The 18,091-nt window shown below is 67.4% G+C and carries 21 protein-coding genes, 1 tRNA gene and 1 riboswitch; of the genes, 11 read left to right on the plus strand and 11 right to left on the minus strand.

Translation table 11 applies throughout. The features are described 5' to 3' along the window. Window positions 1-27: 27 nt before the first annotated feature. From BLA15945_RS20325 to BLA15945_RS20340, 4 genes are all read left to right on the plus strand, one after another. Window positions 28-597 (plus strand): phosphatase PAP2 family protein, encoded by a 570-nt coding sequence (locus BLA15945_RS20325; protein WP_233464265.1) that lies wholly within the window; start codon window positions 28-30, stop codon window positions 595-597. Next, the gene (locus BLA15945_RS20330) at window positions 594-1,541 is read left to right on the plus strand and encodes a fatty acid desaturase family protein (protein ID WP_059235932.1); all 948 of its coding nucleotides are present in this window, start codon (window positions 594-596) and stop codon (window positions 1,539-1,541) included. Before BLA15945_RS20325 ends, BLA15945_RS20330 begins: the two co-directional genes overlap by 4 nt. Before the next feature lie 43 nt (window positions 1,542-1,584). Next, window positions 1,585-2,739, plus strand: coding sequence for a beta-propeller fold lactonase family protein (locus BLA15945_RS20335; RefSeq protein WP_174993242.1), 1,155 nt, complete (start codon window positions 1,585-1,587; stop codon window positions 2,737-2,739). Window positions 2,740-2,816: 77 nt separating this feature from the next. Next, complete coding sequence (locus BLA15945_RS20340) at window positions 2,817-5,141, plus strand: NHL repeat-containing protein (RefSeq protein ID WP_174993243.1); 2,325 nt, start codon at window positions 2,817-2,819, stop codon at window positions 5,139-5,141. 208 nt (window positions 5,142-5,349) lie between these two features. On the opposite strand, the gene BLA15945_RS20345 is transcribed toward BLA15945_RS20340, so the two are convergent. From BLA15945_RS20345 to BLA15945_RS20385, 9 genes are all read right to left on the minus strand, one after another. Beyond that, window positions 5,350-5,426, minus strand: a tRNA-Lys gene (locus tag BLA15945_RS20345). A 110-nt stretch (window positions 5,427-5,536) separates the two neighbouring features. Continuing rightward, window positions 5,537-6,286: a tol-pal system protein YbgF gene (ybgF, locus tag BLA15945_RS20350; protein WP_059235926.1), complete on the minus strand. Its 750-nt coding sequence runs from the start codon at window positions 6,284-6,286 to the stop codon at window positions 5,537-5,539. 19 nt (window positions 6,287-6,305) lie between these two features. Beyond that, window positions 6,306-6,818 (minus strand): peptidoglycan-associated lipoprotein Pal, encoded by a 513-nt coding sequence (pal, locus tag BLA15945_RS20355; protein WP_011351072.1) that lies wholly within the window; start codon window positions 6,816-6,818, stop codon window positions 6,306-6,308. Between the two features lie 17 nt (window positions 6,819-6,835). Continuing rightward, window positions 6,836-8,131, minus strand: a complete 1,296-nt coding sequence (gene tolB / locus BLA15945_RS20360) for a Tol-Pal system beta propeller repeat protein TolB (RefSeq protein WP_059235924.1) — start codon at window positions 8,129-8,131, stop codon at window positions 6,836-6,838. 108 nt (window positions 8,132-8,239) lie between these two features. Continuing rightward, entirely contained in the window at window positions 8,240-9,289 is a 1,050-nt protein-coding gene (gene tolA / locus BLA15945_RS20365) for a cell envelope integrity protein TolA (RefSeq protein ID WP_059235922.1), read from the minus strand. Further along, window positions 9,286-9,735, minus strand: coding sequence for a protein TolR (tolR, locus tag BLA15945_RS20370; RefSeq protein ID WP_059235921.1), 450 nt, complete (start codon window positions 9,733-9,735; stop codon window positions 9,286-9,288). The genes tolA and tolR overlap by 4 nt, the downstream gene beginning before the upstream one ends. A 10-nt stretch (window positions 9,736-9,745) precedes the next feature. Then, complete coding sequence (tolQ, locus tag BLA15945_RS20375) at window positions 9,746-10,423, minus strand: protein TolQ (RefSeq protein ID WP_021157170.1); 678 nt, start codon at window positions 10,421-10,423, stop codon at window positions 9,746-9,748. A 130-nt stretch (window positions 10,424-10,553) separates the two neighbouring features. After that, a complete protein-coding gene (ybgC, locus tag BLA15945_RS20380) occupies window positions 10,554-11,039 on the minus strand; it encodes a tol-pal system-associated acyl-CoA thioesterase (RefSeq protein WP_059235919.1) in 486 nt (161 codons plus the stop codon). 99 nt (window positions 11,040-11,138) lie between these two features. Beyond that, window positions 11,139-11,885 carry an SDR family NAD(P)-dependent oxidoreductase gene (locus BLA15945_RS20385; protein WP_059235917.1) on the minus strand — a complete coding sequence of 249 codons (747 nt, stop codon included), beginning with the start codon at window positions 11,883-11,885 and terminating at the stop codon, window positions 11,139-11,141. Window positions 11,886-12,065: 180 nt separating this feature from the next. Continuing rightward, window positions 12,066-12,166: riboswitch (ZMP/ZTP riboswitch) on the plus strand. A 137-nt stretch (window positions 12,167-12,303) separates the two neighbouring features. Here BLA15945_RS20385 and glyA point away from each other — a divergent pair. The 7 genes from glyA (at window position 12,304) to BLA15945_RS20420 (ending at window position 17,095) form a co-directional block, all read left to right on the plus strand. Continuing rightward, window positions 12,304-13,551, plus strand: a complete 1,248-nt coding sequence (glyA, locus tag BLA15945_RS20390) for a serine hydroxymethyltransferase (protein WP_059235915.1) — start codon at window positions 12,304-12,306, stop codon at window positions 13,549-13,551. A 6-nt stretch (window positions 13,552-13,557) separates the two neighbouring features. After that, the gene (nrdR, locus tag BLA15945_RS20395; RefSeq protein ID WP_059235913.1) at window positions 13,558-14,037 is read left to right on the plus strand and encodes a transcriptional regulator NrdR; all 480 of its coding nucleotides are present in this window, start codon (window positions 13,558-13,560) and stop codon (window positions 14,035-14,037) included. 153 nt (window positions 14,038-14,190) lie between these two features. Beyond that, complete coding sequence (locus tag BLA15945_RS20400) at window positions 14,191-14,754, plus strand: GspH/FimT family pseudopilin (protein ID WP_059235911.1); 564 nt, start codon at window positions 14,191-14,193, stop codon at window positions 14,752-14,754. Between the two features lie 5 nt (window positions 14,755-14,759). Next, the gene (locus BLA15945_RS20405) at window positions 14,760-15,161 is read left to right on the plus strand and encodes a hypothetical protein (RefSeq protein WP_081051914.1); all 402 of its coding nucleotides are present in this window, start codon (window positions 14,760-14,762) and stop codon (window positions 15,159-15,161) included. Then, window positions 15,151-15,984, plus strand: coding sequence for a type IV pilus assembly protein (locus tag BLA15945_RS20410; RefSeq protein ID WP_059235910.1), 834 nt, complete (start codon window positions 15,151-15,153; stop codon window positions 15,982-15,984). Before BLA15945_RS20405 ends, BLA15945_RS20410 begins: the two co-directional genes overlap by 11 nt. Before the next feature lie 140 nt (window positions 15,985-16,124). Further along, on the plus strand, window positions 16,125-16,652 hold the full coding sequence (locus tag BLA15945_RS20415; protein WP_081051873.1) for a pilus assembly protein: 528 nt from the start codon (window positions 16,125-16,127) through the stop codon (window positions 16,650-16,652). Next, on the plus strand, window positions 16,649-17,095 hold the full coding sequence (locus BLA15945_RS20420) for a type IV pilin protein (protein WP_059235906.1): 447 nt from the start codon (window positions 16,649-16,651) through the stop codon (window positions 17,093-17,095). The genes BLA15945_RS20415 and BLA15945_RS20420 overlap by 4 nt, the downstream gene beginning before the upstream one ends. 55 nt (window positions 17,096-17,150) lie before the next feature. On the opposite strand, the gene BLA15945_RS20425 is transcribed toward BLA15945_RS20420, so the two are convergent. Together BLA15945_RS20425 and BLA15945_RS20430 are read right to left on the minus strand one after the other, a co-directional pair. Next, window positions 17,151-17,594 carry a DUF3318 domain-containing protein gene (locus BLA15945_RS20425; protein WP_059235905.1) on the minus strand — a complete coding sequence of 148 codons (444 nt, stop codon included), beginning with the start codon at window positions 17,592-17,594 and terminating at the stop codon, window positions 17,151-17,153. A gap of 43 nt (window positions 17,595-17,637) precedes the next feature. Next, window positions 17,638-18,027, minus strand: coding sequence for a phage holin family protein (locus BLA15945_RS20430; RefSeq protein WP_059235903.1), 390 nt, complete (start codon window positions 18,025-18,027; stop codon window positions 17,638-17,640). Between the last annotated feature and the right edge of the window lie 64 nt (window positions 18,028-18,091).

An 18,091-nucleotide genomic window follows, 5' to 3' on the forward strand; every position in this document is an offset into this window, starting at 1 on the left:
GACGATCGCCGGCCCGATGTCCGGCAGATGCTGGCCACGATGGCCGGCATGGCAGCGGGCCTCGCGATCTTCTTTTTGCTGGAGCGCGGCGTCACGCCCCGCTATGTACTGGCCACGGCGCTCGATGCGCGGATTCCGTTCATCGCCTGGTCGTGGTTCGTCTACGTCGCGTTCTTTCCGTTCGTGATCGTGCTTGCCGCGTATGCGCGCCCGTCTGCATTCGCCGCGTTCAAGGAGGCCGTGCTGATCGCGTTCGTGCTCGGTGTCGTCTGCTTCCTGCTGGTGCCGGAAGCCGTGCCGCGGCCCGACGTCGCGGAGATCGGCAATGCGTTCGTGCGCCATCGCGTCGCGCGCATGTGGCAGCTCGATCTCGCGGCCAACGGGTTCCCGAGCCTGCATGTCGCGGTGACGTGTCTTGCGTGCCGGATGCTGACGGACCGGCGCCGGATCGTTGCGGCGTCGATCGGGCTGCTGATCTGCGTATCGACGCTGACGCTCAAGCAGCATACGGTGGCCGACGTGCTGGGCGGCGTCGCGCTCGCGATGATCAGCGCGCTGTGGGTCGAGCGGCGTGCGTGGCGCAGGAGGCTCGCATGACGGATACGCATGTGCGCCCCGCCGGACCGGATACCGGGCTTGCGCGGTTCGTGCCCGATCCCGCGCTGTTTCGCGTGAACGCGTTGCGTGTCGGTGTGGCGCTGGCGGGCGACTGGCTGATGATTGCCGCTGCGTTCGCGGTTGCGATCGCGTTGCCGCATCCGTTCGTATACGCGTGCGCCGCGATCGCGATCGCGCGCAGCCAGCTAGCGCTCGCGGTCATGATGCATGAAGGCGCGCACGGGTTGCTCGCGCGGAACCGGCGCGTCAACGACGTGCTGGGGCAACTGGTTGCGGCCGGCCCGCTATGGCTGTCGCTGCGCACGTATCGAGCAGGTCATCTGAAGCATCATCGCGCGCCGATGCAGGCGGACGATCCCGTCGCGCTGCTGTTCGGCGTGCACGACTATCCGGTGACGCGCGTTCGGCTGATCGGCCGCCTGCTCGCGTATGCGTGCGGGATCGGTTACGTGACGAGCGTCGTGAAGCTCGCGCGCGGCGCATTCGCGCATGCGTTGCCGAAGGTCGAAAAATCACGCGCGTATGCGGCGTGGGAGATCGCTTCGATGCTGGCCGGCAACGGCGTGCTGTTCGGCGCGCTCGCGCTGGCCGGCCATCCGCTGCTGTACGTCGCGCTGTGGATCGTGCCGTCCGTCACGCTGTTGCCGCTCGCCGGGCAGGTGCGCGCGATCTTCGAGCACGCGGGGTTGCCGGCGTGCGCGGACCAGAGCCGCAACGCGCGCACGATCGTCCGGCGTTCGTGGCAGACGTTCCTGTTCGGCCCGCACGCGATTCATTTCCATATCGAACATCATCTGTTCACGCGGATGCCGTTCCACAACCTGCCGGTCGTGCACCGGCAGCTTGCGCAGCTGCAGTTGCTGCCCGACGGCAACCTGTACGCCGGGTACGGTGCGGTGCTGCGGGACGTGAGCGTGCGCTGACGCAGCGTTCGATGCCGCGTGACCATTTTCCGGGAGTAAAAGAGTGAGAGTCGATTTCAAGCTGCGAGTGCTGCACCGGGCCGTGCTTTCCGTGGCGCTTGCGATGCTGGCGGCCGGCGCGTGCGCGCAGACGGAGCTTGCCGCGACGACGTCCGCGACGCCCCCTGCGCCGGCCGTCATTGCGGTCGGTAACGGGCCGGCCGGCATGGCGTTCGGGCCGGACGGCAAGCGCCTGTACGTCACCAGTAACAGCGACAACACCGTCGCAGTGATCGATGTGGCGGTCGGGCAGCGCATGCGCGACCTCGGCGAGCGACCGGCCAAGGCGGTGAAGGATGGTTGCCCCGACAATTTCTGCCGCGGGATGGGGGCGACGGGCATCGCGATCGCGGCCGACGAGCGCCATGCATATGTCAGTTCGATGCGTCCCGATTCGCTCGCGAAGCTCGACCTCGACAGCGGGCATGTCGACGGCGTCGCGAAGGTGCAGCGCTTCCCGCAGGCGGTCGCGATATCGCCGGATGGCGCGCGCGCGTACGTGCTGAACGTGGTCGCCAACTCGGTATCCGTCGTCGATCTCGCGACGTTCCGCTCGCTCGGCAAGCCGATCGCGCTGAGCGGCGGGAACGCCGGCAACCAGCCGTTCGGACGGCCTGCCGCGCTCGCGCTGTCGGCGGACGGACGGCGCCTGTTCGTCACGAACGGCGTGGCGGGCGCCATCGACGCATTCGATACGCAGACGCGCGCGCAGGTCGGCACGATCGCCGATGCGGACGCGTTCGACGTGGCGGTCGAACCGGGTTCCGGCGACCTGGTCGCGCTGTTTCGCGACGGCATCGCGGCCTACGACGCGAACACGCTGAAGCCGCGCCAGGCCGCCCAGTATTGCCGCGCGCTGACGAGCTACCAATTCGCGTTCAGCCCGGACGGTCGCCTGATCGCGTTCAGCCTGCCGCAGGAGAACACGGTGCTGGTCGCCGATCGTGCCACGGGCATGTTGCGCGCCGCCTACCGCACCGGCGAATGGCCGCTTGCGCTGGCGTTCAATCCGGACGGCAGCCGGCTCGCGGTGCTCAATGCGAGCCAGGCCGGCAGCGTGTCGCTGTTCGATGTACGCGATCCGGGGCGGCTGGCCGACTATGTGGCCGCCAGCGGCGAGCTGTTCTGCCGGCCGGCCGCGCAGGCCGCGGCGCAATGAATGACAGGAACCGGCCGGCTTGCCCGCGCAATGCGCGGGCCGGCAGTCGGCGCGAATGGAATGGCAAGGAGACGAAGATGATCCGGAATGCAAACGGGTTCGGTGTGCGCATCGCGACCTGCGCGGCCGTGGCCGTGCTGCTGAGCGCGTGCAGCAACTTTCCGCTGGCAGGCGGGCCGTCGCTCGAGTGGGTGGCCGGCACGCCCGGCTCGGAAGGCAATCTCGACGGTGCCGGTACGGCGGCCCGCTTCGCCGGCGACCTGCGGCTGCATGCCGACCGGGACGGCGGCGTGCTCGTGGTGGACCGGTACGCGTCGACCGTGCGGCATATCGATGCGCAGGGCCATGTGACGACGCTGGCCGGCCGCAGCGGTGTGCGCGCGTATCTGGATGGCGCGTCTGCCGCCGCGCGGTTCGACCAGCCGGGCGATGCCGTGCGCGCGCCGGACGGCACCGTCTACGTGGCTGACGCCGGCAACGCGCTGGTGCGCGCGATCCGGCCGGACGGCACCGTTGCCACGATCGCCGGCGTGCCGGGCAAGCCGGGCGATGCCGACGGCCCGCGCGGGATCGGCCAGCTCGATCAACCGGACGCCATCGCGCTGGACGGGCAGGGCCGGCTCTGGACGCGCGAACGCTATTCGGGCCATGTGCGCATCGTCGGCGCCGACGGCTCGGTGACGACGTGGAAGCAGCCCGACGGCGATTGCACGCCGTCCGGGATCCGCGCGATTGCGGCGAGCCCGGACGGGGCGATCTGGGTCACCGACGGCAAGACGTTCGGCCGCGTGACGCCGAACGGCTACACGCCGTTGTCGTCGTGCAAGACGGCCGACGCGCCGGACGATGTCACGGCGGCGGCCGCGTCGGCGCGTGTGCCGCCGGAGCCGGGGCCGGTCGCGGCACTGGCCGGAAGCGTGCCGTTCATCGGCATGGCACCGGTGAGCGAGAATGACAAGCCGGCCGACGCAAGCGATGCGCGCGACGATCCCGGCTACATCGCGCTTGCGTTCGATGGAGCGGGACAGATGATTGCGGCCACGGCGCGGTCGATCGCGGTGATCGGTGCCGACGGCAAGCCGGGCGCGACCGTGCGCATCGCACAGCCGGCGTTGCAGCGCGGGCGCTCGGACGATCGCGACCTGACGTCGCTGGCAATCGACGGATCGGGCCGCAGGCTGGTGGCGACGGGCAGCGGCCAGGTCGTGCTGCAGGCGGCGCCGGACGGCCGCCTGCTTGCCTACGCGGGCGTGAGCAACCGCAGCGATGCGCGGCTGGTGACCGATGCGGCCGACGCGAAGATCGCGCGGTTGCCGGGATCGGTCGACGACGATTTCGCGGTGGCCGCCGATGGCACGATCTACTACGTCGACCGGCTGGACGATGCGATCTACCGGATCGCGCCGGACGGCAAGAGCGAGCTGTGGGCCGGTGCGCCGGACGACAAGGGGCGCAACGACGGGCCGCGCTTGAAGGCGCGTTTCCGCTATCCGTCCGGGCTCGCGCTGGACGCGTCGGGCAACCTCTATGTCGCCGACAGCGGCAACGCGCGGATCCGTCGTATCGACCCGCAGGGCAACGTGCAGACGGTGAGCGGCAAGGCCAGCGACGAGACGCGGGTCGACGGCCCGTTTGCGCAGGCGACGTTCTGGCGGCCGCGCTATCTGCGTTTCGATCGCGATGGCCGCCTGTACGTGCTGGACGACAGCCCGTACGTGGCGGGCCGCGGTGCGAGCATCCGCCGGCTCGATTTCTCGACGGGGACGGTCGCGACGGTCGCACGCGAGGCGCAGCAATACAAGATTCCGCGCGAGGACGTCGAACGCTTCGTCACGAGCAGGCGGATGCCGGGCAGCTACGAGGATCTGGCGGTCGGCCCGCAAGGACAACTCTACGTGTTGAGTCGCGACGTGATCTGGCAGATCGACCCGGCGACCGGCGCGCACCGCATCCATTTCCTGCCCGGACCGTGGCCGGCCGCGGAGCACGCGTACTACGGCGCGCTGGCGAACGCGAAGTCGCGCGACGAGGAAGACCGGCTGACGAACAACCTGATCAGTTGCGACTGGACGTGGTGCATGCCCGACCGGATCGCGGCCGATGCGAGCGGCAACGTGTATGTGAGCGACCGCGGAAACCATACCGTCCTGCGGATCGATGCGAAGGGCGATGCGGCGGTGATCGCCGGGCAGCTCGGGTTACGCGGCAATCGGCCGGGTACGTTGCCGGGGGCGCTGAATCGTCCGGCGGGGATGGTCACCACGCCGAACGGCGATCTGTTCGTCGAGGTCGGTGACGAGGGGATCGTGCGATTGCGCGCACCGGGTGCGGCAGCGGCGCAGGTGCCGGTTGCGGCCGCGACGCCGGAGAAGGCCGTGGAGGCGAGTGCGCGACAGCCGTGACGGACGGAGCAAGCGACGCTTGCAGGCAGCGGTTGCGCTGCGCCGGCGAGCGTCGCTGTCCTGGCAGACCGGCGCGTGACGTCGAACGGTGCGCGGTGCGCTTTCAACGCAGCGCCCAACGCATTGAGGGAAGGGACGTGTTGTTCGGCAAGGCGACAGACGCAAAAAAGCCTCCGCGAGGGAGGCTTATTGCACTATCGAAGATAGTTGGTAGGGTGGGAGGGACTCGAACCCTCGACTCTCTGATTAAAAGTCAGATACTCTAACCAACTGAGTTACCACCCCACGTTCTTGAAACCTGTTTTGGTTCGTTGCTTCAACAACTTGGCAAGCGACCCAAAGAGCAAAAGATTATAGCGGCGGGTTGTGAGCCTGTCAACAACCCGTCACGATAATTATTTGATCGTCTCGAGCTTGCCCTGCGCCGTCTGTGCCGCGTTCGAACCGGCGTACTGCGACACGACCTGCTCGAACGTCTTCTTCGCGGCCGCCTTCTGGCCTTGTTCGAGCTGGTTCGTCCCGATCGCCACGAGGGCATCGGCCGCACGCGGGTGCTGCGGGAACTTGCTGACGATCCCCTGCCACGTCGCGGTCGACCCGCGGTAGTCACGCAGCGCGTATTGCGCGTTGCCGTACCAGTACTGCGCGGTCGGCTGATAGGGGCTCTGCGGATACTTCGCGATGAACGCGCGGAACGAAGCCGCGGCCGCCTTGAAGTTGCCGTTGCGGAACTGCTGTTGCGCCGCATTGAGCGCATCCGTTTCACCCGGCTGCACGGTGCCTTCGACACCATCGATCGTCGCCTGCTGCGGCTCGAACTTCTTGAGCCGCGTGTCGAGATCCTGGTAGTACTCCTTCTGCTGCCGCTCGAGCGTCGTCAGCCGGTTCGTCAGATCCTCGTTCTCGCCGCGCAGCGTCGCGACCTGCTGGTTCAGCTGGTCGAGACGGCCGGATTGATCGAGGATCGTACGCTGGGCGGCGGACAACTGGCTCGACAGGTTGTCGGTTTTGCTGCGCAGATCGAGCACGGCGCGGCGCGCTTCGTTGTCGTCGAACACGCCGGCGTGCGCCGGCGCGGCCGACCACGCCGCGCCGGCGACGCAGAGAGCTGCGGCTGCACGCAGCCAGGTTACACGGTGCGTCATACGGCGATTCTTCCGTTACTTACTGTTGGTAGACGAGGTCGGCGCGACGGTTCTGCGCCCACGATGCTTCGTCGTGACCTGCTGCCTGCGGCTTTTCCTTGCCGAGGCTCACGGCTTCCATCTGCGAATCGTTCACGCCGAGCAGTGCCATCGCACGGCGCACGGCTTCCGCACGTTTCTGGCCCAGCGCGAGGTTGTACTCGCTCGTGCCGCGTTCGTCGGTGTTGCCCTGGATCAGCACGTGGCGCTGCGGGTGGCTCTTCAGGTACTGAGCGTGCTGCTGCATCAGCGGCTGGTACTCGTCCTTCACCGAATAGCTGTCGAAGTCGAAGTAGATGCTGCGCTTCGCGAGCGGGCTGTTCGGGTCGTTCAGCGGATCGACGTTCACTTGCGCGACGTTGTCGGCGCTCGGTTGCGTGCTGACTGCACCCGCGTTGTTCGCCTTGTCGTCGAGCTTCACGCCCGACTTACATGCGGCGAGCGCGCTGATCATCATCACGGCCAGGGCCAGACGAGCTTTATTCGACATCATGGTTACTCTCCTTGTGGTCATTGCATGAAGGGCCCCCACGACGGCTCGCGAACGGAACCGCCCTGGACGGACAGGATTTGCGGCGGCGCGCTGCCGTCGGAGGGCACTGCAGCCAGAACGTTGCGACCACCCGACTGGGTAGCGTACAGAAGATACTGGCCGTTTGCCGCGAAGCTCGGCGATTCGTCGCGATTGGTATTCGTGATGGCGTTCGCCGCGCCGGATTGCAGATCCTGAACGTACAGCTTGAAGCCCCCACCCGTGCGGGAGATGTAAGCGAGCAGCTTGCCGTCCGGGCTCACGCGCGGGCTCGTGTTGTAGCTGCCGGTGAACGTCACGCGTTGTGCCGCACCGGCGCTTTCACCCTGTGCGGGCATCCGGTAGATTTGCGGCGCACCGCCGCGATCGCTCGTGAAGTAGATCCAGCGGCCGTCCGGCGAGTAGTACGGCTCGGTATCGATCGAGCTGCTCTGCGTGAGACGGCGCAGGCCGCCGCCGTTCGCGTTGACCGTATAGATTTGCGTATTGCCAGTCAGCGACAGCGCGACGGCGAGCGTGTTGCTGTCCGGCGACCAGGCCGGTGCGCTGTTGTTGCCCTTCTGGTCGGAGACCATGAAGCGGTGGCCGGTCGGCAGGTCATGGATGTAGACGATCGGCTTCTTGCGCTCGAACGACACATAAGCGACCTTCGTTCCGTTCGGCGACCACGACGGCGAGATGATCGGTTCGGTGCTCGACAGCGCGATGCGCGCGTTCTGGCCGTCCGAATCCGAAATCTGCAGCTGGTAGCGGTTGCCGGTCTTGATCACGTACGACAGGCGCGTGGCGAACACGCCGCGCACGCCGAGCAGCTTCTGGTAGATGTAGTCGGCGATCTTGTGGCCGGCCGTGCGCAGCGTGCTGTCGGTGGCCGTCAGCGACAGGCCGCCGAGGCTTTGCTGCTTCACGGTGTCGTACAGGATGAAATTGACCTTGTACTGGCCGTTCGCCTCGCGGTTCACGCTGCCGGCGACGAACGCATTCGCGCCCTTGGCCTTCCATGCGCCGAGGTCGACCGAGGCGGTCTCGGGCACGGGCGTGCTGCCTGCGTCGATGTTGGTGAATTTGCCGCTGCGGGCGAGGTCGGCACGGACGATCGACGTGACCTGCTGCGGCAGGTTCGCCTCGTTCGTGAAATTCGCCGTGGCGATGGGGAACTGGGTCGACCCGACACCGGTGATTAGCACGTTGACCTGGGCGTTAGCGGCGCTGCCCGCCGTAATCAGACACGAGGCCACGAGTGCCCTGAAACCTAGTTTTGTCATCAAACTCATGCTTCTTGCTTCCCGTATGACTTGATCGCTGCGCAACCGCAGAGACAGTAAAAATACCCGATTCGTTCCCGTCTGACAGCGACGCCCGGAGTGTAAGCGCATTTCCTTTCACTCCGCCGCCTTGAAGGTAATCGTAATGTCCGACGGGGTACGACCGTTAGAATCGGGCGGCAACGGGACCGATGCGTGGATCGCATTGACCACGGCTTGATCCCACCCCGAATTCCCGCTGGAGCGGGAGACCGATGCGCTCAATACGTCACCGGACGGCGTGCACCGAATCTTGACGACGGTGGTCAGGCCTGCTCGCTCGCCGCCCCAAACGATGTTCGGTTTGACGCGGCGGCGCACCTTGTCGGCATAGCCGGGCGTCGCGGCATTGCCGCCGGAGCCCGTGCCGGTGCCGCTTTTCGCGAGGCCTTCGCCGCCGCCTTCACCGGCGCCGGACAGGCCCTGCATCTGTGCGAGACGCGCGTTGCGCTCGCGGTCGAGCTTCGCGTTCGCAGCCGCACTGGCCTTCGCGTGCGCGGCGGCGTCGGCCTTCGCCTTGGCCTGGGCTTCCGCCTTTGCCTTCGCGGCCGCGTCGGCCTTGGCCTTCGCCGCCTGCTGCGCTTCGAGCTGCGCCTGCTTCTGCTGCTGGAGTTTCTGCTGTTCGAGCTTTTGTTGCTCGGCGAGCTGCTGTTGCTTGAGCTTGTCGGCCTGCTTCTGCTTGTCGCGTTCCGCGGCTTTCTGCGCGGCGAGTGCGGCGGCCTGCTGTGCCGCGAGCTGCGCGCGCCGGGCTTCGTCTTCCTGCTGAGCTTTCAACTGTTGCGCGCGGCGCTGCTGATCGAGCAGCGCCTCGCGCGCGGCTGCTTCCTGCTGCCGCTTCTTCTGCTGCAGTGCGATGTCGGCCTGTTCGTCGCGCACCGGGGGAGGGGGCGGCGCGACCTTCGCGGGCGGCGTCACGACGGGCCGCGGCGCGGCGACGTCGGGCACCTCGGTCCACAGCTCGGCTTCTGCGCCGGCCGGCGTGCTGTTCTGCCACTGCACGCCATGATAGAGGAACAGGGCGAGCAGCACGTGCATCAGCGCGGCGAGCGCGAATGCGCGCCAGGTGCCGCGCTCGCGGGGAGGCTGAGGCGGGTAGGCGGAGCTGCGCGTGGATTGCTGCCGGTTCATTGCGATTTGACGAGGAGACCGACGCGCTTGACGCCACGCGCCTTCAGATCGGACATCACGGTCATGACGGCATCGTACTGCACGGTCTTGTCGGCTGCGATCACGACCGGCTGGTCAGGGTGATCGGCCTGACGGGCCGAGATGAAGCCGTCGAGCTCGGCCTTCGTCATCGTGTCTTCCTGGGTCGCGCCCGAGTCGCTCTTGTACTTGACGCTCATCGTGCGGTCGGCCTTGATGTTGACGACGACGGGCGGCGTCTGCTCCTGCGGCGCGGCATTGCCGACGGTCGGCAGGTTGATGATCGACGGGGCGACGAGCGGTGCGGTGACCATGAAGATCACGAGCAGCACCAGCATCACGTCGATGTACGGCACGACGTTGATGTCGGCCATTGCACGGCGCGAGCGGCCGCCGCGCATGCTGGATCGGATGGGGCTTCCTGCCATGGCGCGCTCCTTACTGGGCCTGACGCTGCAGGATGTTCGAGAACTCTTCGATGAAGGTCTCGAAGCGGATCGCGAGGCGGTCGATGTCGTGCGCGTAGCGGTTGTACGCGACCACCGCCGGAATCGCGGCGAACAGGCCGATCGCGGTGGCGACGAGCGCCTCGGCGATGCCCGGTGCGACGTTCGCGAGCGTGGCCTGCTGCACGTTCGCGAGGCCGCGGAACGAGTTCATGATCCCCCAGACCGTGCCGAACAGACCGATGTACGGGCTGACCGAGCCGACCGACGCGAGGAACGCGAGGTTCGCTTCGAGCACGTCCATTTCTCGCTGGAACGACGCGCGCATCGCGCGGCGTGCACCGTCGAGCACGAGGCCCGGATCGCTGATGCGCTTTTCCTTCGCCTTCAGGAATTCGCGCATCCCCGATTCGAAGATCCGCTCGAGCGCGCCGATCGTGTGGCGGTTGTTGGCCGCGCTCTGGTACAGCGCCTGCAGGTCGCCGCCCGACCAGAAATCCTTCTCGAAGCGTTCGGTCTGCGCGCGCGCGCGGCGGATCGCGAACCACTTGCGGAAGATGAAGGTCCACGACATCAGCGACAGCAACAGCAGCAGTCCCATCACGGCCTGGGCCAGCACGCTCGCGTTGAGGACGAGGGAAATGATCGACAGGTCTTGAGAAGTGTTCATAGAGGTTTGAGTAACGGCCCTTCGGGGCGCCCGGTATGCGTGCGGCGCGGCGCGCCGGTCATGCCTGACGCCGAACCTTGCTTAGTATCGAATCAGAACGGCAAGTTCATAGGCTTTGTCTAAACGGCGCTCATGCGAGCTTCGTTGACAGTGAAGTGTGCCCGGCGTCGATGACGGGCCCGCGTTGCAGTGCGTCGAGCACGGCCGGCGGGATGGCCGCGGGCCGGATATCGTTACGGTCGACGCAGCCGAGGCGAATGTGTCCGGCCACGAGCAGCGTGTCGCCACACCAGGCTTCCTGCGTGAAATCCACCGAGGCGCGGCCGATGCGTCCGGGCCGGCTCGTGATCGTCAGCGTATCGTCGAGTCGCGCCGGCGCGCGGTAGTCGAGCGACGTACTGCGGACGATGAAGATCGCGCCGGTATCGTCGGCGAGCTGGCGCTGGTCGACGCCGCACGCGCGCAACCACTCGGTGCGGGCGCGCTCGAAGAACTTCAGGTAGTTGGCATAGAAGACGATGCCGCCTGCATCGGTATCCTCGTAGTACACGCGCACCGGCCAGGTGAAGCCGGACGGCGCGTCCGGGGAGCGGGTAGGCTGAGTCATGGCGCGCATTCTACCGGAAGGCAGGGGGCCGATTCGTAACCGATTCGTAACGGAATGTAGTACGCCGTAGCACACCGCGGGCCGGCCCGGGGCCGGGCCCGCGGGGCTTCAGCCGCGGTGGACGGTCGGGCCGCCGGGGGCTTGCGCGATCGGCATCAGCTCGATCGTGTTGACGTTGACGTGTGCCGGGCGCGTCGCGATCCAGTAGATCGTATCGGCGATGTCCTCGGGCATCAGCGGCTGGACGTTGTTGTAGACGTTTGCCGCCTTCTCGTCGTCGCCGCGATAGCGGACGTTCGAGAACTCGGTGCCGCCGCACAGGCCCGGCTCGACGTCGGTCACGCGCAGCGGCGTGCCGAGCAGGTCGGCGCGCAGGTTCAGGCTGAATTGTCGGACGAAAGCCTTGGTTGCGCCGTAGACGTTGCCGCCCGCATAAGGGTACGAACCCGCAACCGAGCCGAGATTGAAGATATGGCCGCGGCCGCGCTCGACCATGCCGGGCAGCAGCGCGTGCGTGACGGTGACGAGGCCCGTGCAGTTCGTGTCGATCATCGTGCGCCATTCGTCGAGGCTGGCCTTGTGGGCCGGCTCGACGCCGAGCGCGAGGCCGGCGTTGTTGACGAGCACGTCGAGCGCCGCGAATTCGGCGGGAAGGGCGGCCGGCACGGCCTCGACGGCCGCGCGGTCGCGCACGTCGAGCTCGAACGGCAAAAGGGCGTCGCCGAGTTCGGCGGCGAGCGCGTCGAGACGATCCTTGCGGCGTGCGGTGGCGACGACGCGATGGCCTCCGTTGACGAAGGCACGGGCGATGGCGGCGCCGAAGCCGGCGGACGCGCCTGTGACGAACACGATCATTGCTGCTCCTGGTCGATGACAAAATAGCGGGCGATATCCCGCAAGCCTACTGAGAATGCCGCACCGCGGCAAGGCGGCAGAGCGTTTCAGCGCGGGCGCGTAGAGTCTGGCCCCAATTGCTTCGGGCACCCTTTCGTGCGGTTGCCTATTCATGACGCATCCAATACACTAACGCGCTCATCACCCCTGCGTGACTGGCGATAGAACCCTTCGGGTTCAAGGTGGAGCATCCCACCGTGAAGCGCGGGGCGCCGTTTTTGCCGTTCGCCTGGGCAGCCGTTGTGCGCCGTCGCGTGCATCGCCGGTGGCTGTCCTGCCTCGCGTCATACGGATTCTTCCGCCACGTCGAGCTGGTCCCGCCAGCAGCGCACCGTACTCGGCCACTCCGGTCAACCTGTACACACTTAACGGAAACCGTATGTTTGACAGAGCCCAAAGCACCATCGCGAACGTCGATCCCGAAATCTTTGCAGCGATCGAGCAGGAAAACCGCCGCCAGGAAGATCACATCGAGCTGATCGCGTCGGAAAACTACACGAGCCCGGCCGTGATGGCCGCACAGGGCTCGCAGCTCACGAACAAGTACGCGGAAGGGTATCCGGGCAAGCGCTACTACGGCGGCTGCGAGTACGTCGACGTCGTCGAGCAACTGGCGATCGACCGCGTGAAGCAGCTGTTCGGCGCGGAAGCGGCGAACGTGCAGCCGAACTCGGGTTCGCAGGCGAACCAGGGCGTGTTCTTCGCGATGCTGAAGCCGGGCGACACGATCATGGGGATGAGCCTCGCGCACGGTGGTCACCTGACGCACGGCTCGCCGGTGAACATGTCGGGCAAGTGGTTCAACGTGGTGAGCTACGGCCTGAACGAGAACGAAGACATCGATTACGACGCCGCCGAGCAGATGGCGCAGGAACACAAGCCGAAGCTGATCGTCGCGGGCGCGTCGGCGTTCTCGCTGAAGATCGATTTCGAGCGTCTGGCGAAGATCGCGAAGTCGGTGGGCGCGTACCTGATGGTGGACATGGCGCACTACGCGGGCCTGATCGCAGCGGGCGTGTACCCGAACCCGGTGCCGCACGCGGACTTCGTGACGACGACGACGCACAAGAGCCTGCGCGGCCCGCGCGGCGGCGTGATCCTGATGAAGGCGGAATACGAGAAGCCGATCAACTCGGCGATCTTCCCGGGGATCCAGGGCGGCCCGCTGATGCACGTGATCGCGGCGAAGGCGGTGGCGTTCAAGGAAGCGCTGTCGCCGGAGTTCAAGTCGTACCAGGAGAAGGTGGTCGAGAACGCACGCGTGCTGGCTGAAACGCTGGTGAAGCGCGGTCTGCGGATCGTGTCGGGCCGTACGGAAAGCCACGTGATGCTGGTGGACCTGCGTGCGAAGCACATCACGGGCAAGGCAGCGGAAGCGGCGCTGGGCGCGGCGCACATCACGGTGAACAAGAACGCGATCCCGAACGATCCGGAAAAGCCGTTCGTGACGAGCGGCGTGCGCCTCGGTTCGCCGGCGATGACGACGCGTGGCTTCGGCCCGGCGGAAGCGGAACAGGTGGGTAACCTGATCGCCGACGTGCTGGACAACCCGGAAGATGCAGCGACGATCGAGCGCGTGCGCGCACAGGTCGCCGAGCTGACCAAGCGTTTCCCGGTCTATCGCTGATCGACGATGCGCTGCCCGTTCTGCCGGCATGACGACACGCAGGTCGTCGACTCGCGCGTGTCCGAAGATGGCGCCGCGATTCGCCGGCGCCGTCGCTGCTCGGCTTGCGACAAGCGCTTCACGACGTACGAGCGGGTCGAGCTGTCCCTGCCGTTCGTCGTGAAGAAGGACGGCAGCCGCACGGAATTCGACCGTCGCAAGATCGTCGCCAGCATGCAACTCGCGCTGCGCAAGCGGCCGGTTGCTGCCGACGCGATCGACGCGGCGGTCGCCCGCATCGAGTATCAACTGCTCGCGACAGGCGAGCGCGAAGTGCGTAGCGAGAAGCTCGGCGAACTCGTGATGAACGAGTTGCGCGGCCTCGATACGATTGCCTACGTCCGCTTCGCATCGGTGTATCGGCGGTTCGAGGACGTTTCCGAATTTGCCGACGTGATCGAAGAGTTCCGTCGCGCCTCTCCCGCCAAGCCCCCGCGTAAGCGCTGACGCGCTGCGTCCGTTCATCGTCATCTCCGTTGGTTCGATTCGCGCCGATTGTGTCGGTCGCGATCGCATGTCGCCAGTCGGCCGTTCGGCAAATGGCGCGCATCCGCATGCGTCGCTACAGTCGTCGCATCACCCTGGCGGAGGACGATTGCGATGGCGCTGCGCGCTCACCCCTTGAAAAATGTGGAGCAACGCACGAGCGGATTCACGCTCGTCGAGCTGATGGTCGCCGTCTCGCTGGCGGCGGGGCTCGCGCTTTATGCGGTACCCGCGTTCGACCAGTGGCACATGCGCGAACGCGTGGATGCCCGCTCGCGTACGTTGCTCGGTGCGCTGTCGTTTGCGCGCACCGAAGCGGCGCGTCTCGGCACGCGCGTCACGCTGTGCCGGGCCGGGAGCGGCGGCGCCTGTCTGCGCGCCGGTGAGCGGTGCGGGCCGGCCGAATGGTCGTGCGACTGGATCGTCAGCGGGCAGGTCGACGGGCGCTCGCGCGTGCTGCGACGCTATCCGCACGACGGCGAAGTGGCCGTCGCGGGTGCCGCGCACGATCTGGCGTTCGCGCCGCCGGTCGGTCAATCGATCGGCGGAATCCGGCGTTTCGAATTGCGTCCGCGGCGCAGCGTGACCGGCGCTGACGATGCGCGCGTGTCGCGTTGCGTGCGGATCGCGGCTGGCGGCCGCGCGCGCGTCGCCGCCGGCCGCTGCGACGCGGCGTGATCGCCATGCGCAAGGCCATGCGCGGCACGTCGCTGATCGAGGCGGCGCTCGCCATCGCGTTGCTCGCGACCGTGATGCTGGCAGTGGCAGGCAGCCAGCTTGCGATGGCACGCGCACAGCGCGCGACGATCTGGCGCGAGCGTGCGCTGTGGCTGGCCGATGCACGTATCGAGCGTCTGCATGCAGCCGCGGCGGCCGACGACGGCCTCGCAGCGCGGGCGGTTGCCGCGTTGCCGGGCGGTGCGATGACGCTCGATGGCGGGCCGGGCGGTGTGCGCTACGCCGTTGTCCGCTGGCGTGGCGGCAACGCGGCCGCGTCGCCGCGATGTGAAGCCGCAGGCGCGTCGGCGCAACTCCCGTCGTGCGTCCGAGTTCCATTTCGGGAGCGGGCGGCCGATGAACGCTGATCGTTACACCCGCGCCCATACGCTGCTCGAAGTGCTGATCGCGATGACCGTGGGTCTCCTCGTGCTCGCGGCGGCTGGCGCGCTGTACCACGCGCAGCGCATTGCACAGCATCGCGCGGACGACGGGTTCAGGATGCGCGACGCGGCCGGTACCGCGCTGATGCTGATCGGTCAGCAGATCCAGATGGCGGGATTCCGGCCGCTCGATGCCGGCGAGGTATCGGCGTTGCCGCCGGTGTTCGGCTGCTCGATGGCGCGCGTGCGGGGCAACGGCGCGCAGGTGCGATGCGAGCCTGCGCATACGGCGTCGGACGCGTTGCTGGTCCGGTATGTCGCCGACGCCGTGTCGACGTGGACGACGGTGAGCGGCCAGGCGTCGGATTGCCTCGGGCAGGGTGTCGGCGTGCCCGGTGAGCGTTCACCGGTGGAGAATCGCTTCGATGTGCATGTCAGCCCGTCGACGGGCGAGCCCGAGCTGTATTGCGAAGGAAGCGGCCGCCCGGGCACGCCGCAGCCCGTCGTGACGGGAATCGATCAACTGCGCGTGCGCTACGTGCGTCGCGGCGCCGCGCAGTTCGTCGACGCCGATGCGATGCGTGCCGACGACTGGCCCGAGATCGTGGCCGTGCATGTTTGCGTGCGGGCGCGCGGCGAGCCGATGCGCGTGCCGACGCGTCACGTCGACTGCGACGGTAGCGTCGCCGTTGCACCGGACGGCCATGCGCGTTTGACACTCGATCGCATCGTCGCGTTGAGGAACACCGCGCTTGCATCCGGCGCTGCTTTACCCGATGCAACGCACGCAAGCGGGGTGGTGCGATGAGTGGAGCAGGGCGGTACGCGCGGGTTATCTCGCCCTGCGTTGCGGCGGGCCACGTGTATGGGTGCATCGCCGCAAACGGTGACGAGCCGCAGCCGGTCGCGTGCACGAGGGGGCTGGCGGCGACCCCGTGCGAGCCGCGCATGGGCTTCCGGTCAGCCCGCCGCGCCTGGCGTCGCGACGCCGGCCTCGCATTGCCGGCAGTCGTTGCGATCGGTGCAGCGGTCGCGGCGCTGACCGGCACGTGGTTCGAAGCCGCGCTGACGGAGTCGCGCCGCACACGCGCGTTGTCGGATCGGCTGATTGCATTCCACGCAGCCGATGCCGCGCTCGCAGCGTGCACCGAGCGATTGCTCCGTGGCTCGGTGCCCTGCGCGAACGAAAGCGAATCGCACGCGGAGCCCGACGCATGGCGGCGCATGCCGCCGCTGGCGGCTGCTGAAGCGTTCGCGCCGTTCGCCGGCTGGCCGATGGCCGCGCAACCGCCGCGATGCCTGGTCGAAGCCTGGCGGCGCCCGACAGGGCCGTCCGGTGGCAGCACTTACCTCGTCACCGCGCGTGGCGTCGGCGCGCATGCATCGAGTGCCGTCTGGCTGCAACACCAGGTCGTAATACGCGATGGACGCATCGTCGCGCTGCGCTGGCGTCGTGTCGCCGGAGTGCTTCCATGAGCGGTCGCATCTGCATAAGCCGGCCGGCAGGATTTACGCTGATCGAGTTGATGATCGTGCTGGCAATCGTCGCGGTGCTGGCCGGATGGGGCATCCCGTCATATCGGGAGCATGTCGTGCGCGTTCATCGCGCGTCGGCGGTATCCGCGCTGTACCGTGCAGCCCAATTTCTCGAAGCGCTGGATGGTGCGCCGCCTTCGGCACTGCCGGACGCGCTCGCACAGGCACCGCCGGACGGGCGCGCCGTCTATCGATTGACGCTGCTGCGGCCGGATGGCGGCGATGCGCCGGTGAGCTACGAACTGGAAGCAAGCCCGCTCGATACCGGCCCGATGCACGACGATGCATGCGGTACCTTCACGTTGCGTTCGGACGGGACGAAAGGCAATGCGCGGCGCGATGGCGCCGACGAATCGGGCGCCGTGTGCTGGGGTGTGCGTTGAGTGTGCAGGAAAGGCGCGCAGCGACGCATGGCCGTGCGCGCAAGGATGCCGACGGTCAGTCGTCGTGTGCGTCGAGCCCGCGCTCGTCGCGGGACTGCTTCCAGATCCGGTAGACCTCCCATGCGGCGAAGCCGAGCGTGCCCCACTTCAATGCGGGGCCCGCACTCGCGCGCAGCAGCGAGCGAACGGGTTTCGCCAGCACGAGCGATGCGAGCGAACTCAGCATCGGATACTGGTTGACGAGATTGCCGAGGCTCGCGTTCAGGTTCTTCGCGGACTGGCCGAATTTGTGGGTGGAAAGGCCGGGGATGAACACCTTGAGCCAGCTGAAGCGCGTGACGGCCTGGCGCATTTCACCGGCGGCTTCCGCGAGTTCGAGCCGCTCGACTTCGGATCGCAGGATCAGCAATTCCTTGCGGAGCGCGCGATGCTGCGATGCGCTCCAGTTCGATCGCGACGAATGGGAGCGGGATGAATTGCCCGTAACGTTCTGGCTCATGGCGCGTCGGCGAAGTAGATGGGAGGGGGGGGCGCGATTGTGCTCACGGCTTGCCGCGGAACAGTTCGCGGTCTTTCTCGAGTTCGGCGAGCGTCGCCTCGAACACGGTCGGCGCATCGCGCAGGCCCGAGCGCGCCTTCAGCGCGCAGGCGATGCCGCCCGCGGCATACACCGCGGTAATCGCGGCAAGCGACTGCCAGCGATAGGTATCCCAGAACGCGATCGCGACGAGCACGGTCAGGCTGATGAGCGCCATCGTCGCGAGCATCATCGCGGCGAGCCCGAGGAACAGCACGCCCATCAGGCGCTCCTTCTCCTCGGCAAGCTCGATGCCCACGAGTTCGAGGCGCGTCTGCAGAAGGCCGATCGCGGAGCCGACGAGGCGGCGCAGCGGTCCTTGGCCGGACGGCTGCGAGGGGGTATCTGTCGTCATGGATGAGGTGCGTGCGCGTGCAGTGAGCAGCTAGGACAAAGCCGCCGGCGGAGGCCGCCGGCCG

It is taken from the genome of Burkholderia arboris, from assembly GCF_902499125.1.
GTDB classification, from domain to species: domain Bacteria; phylum Pseudomonadota; class Gammaproteobacteria; order Burkholderiales; family Burkholderiaceae; genus Burkholderia; species Burkholderia arboris.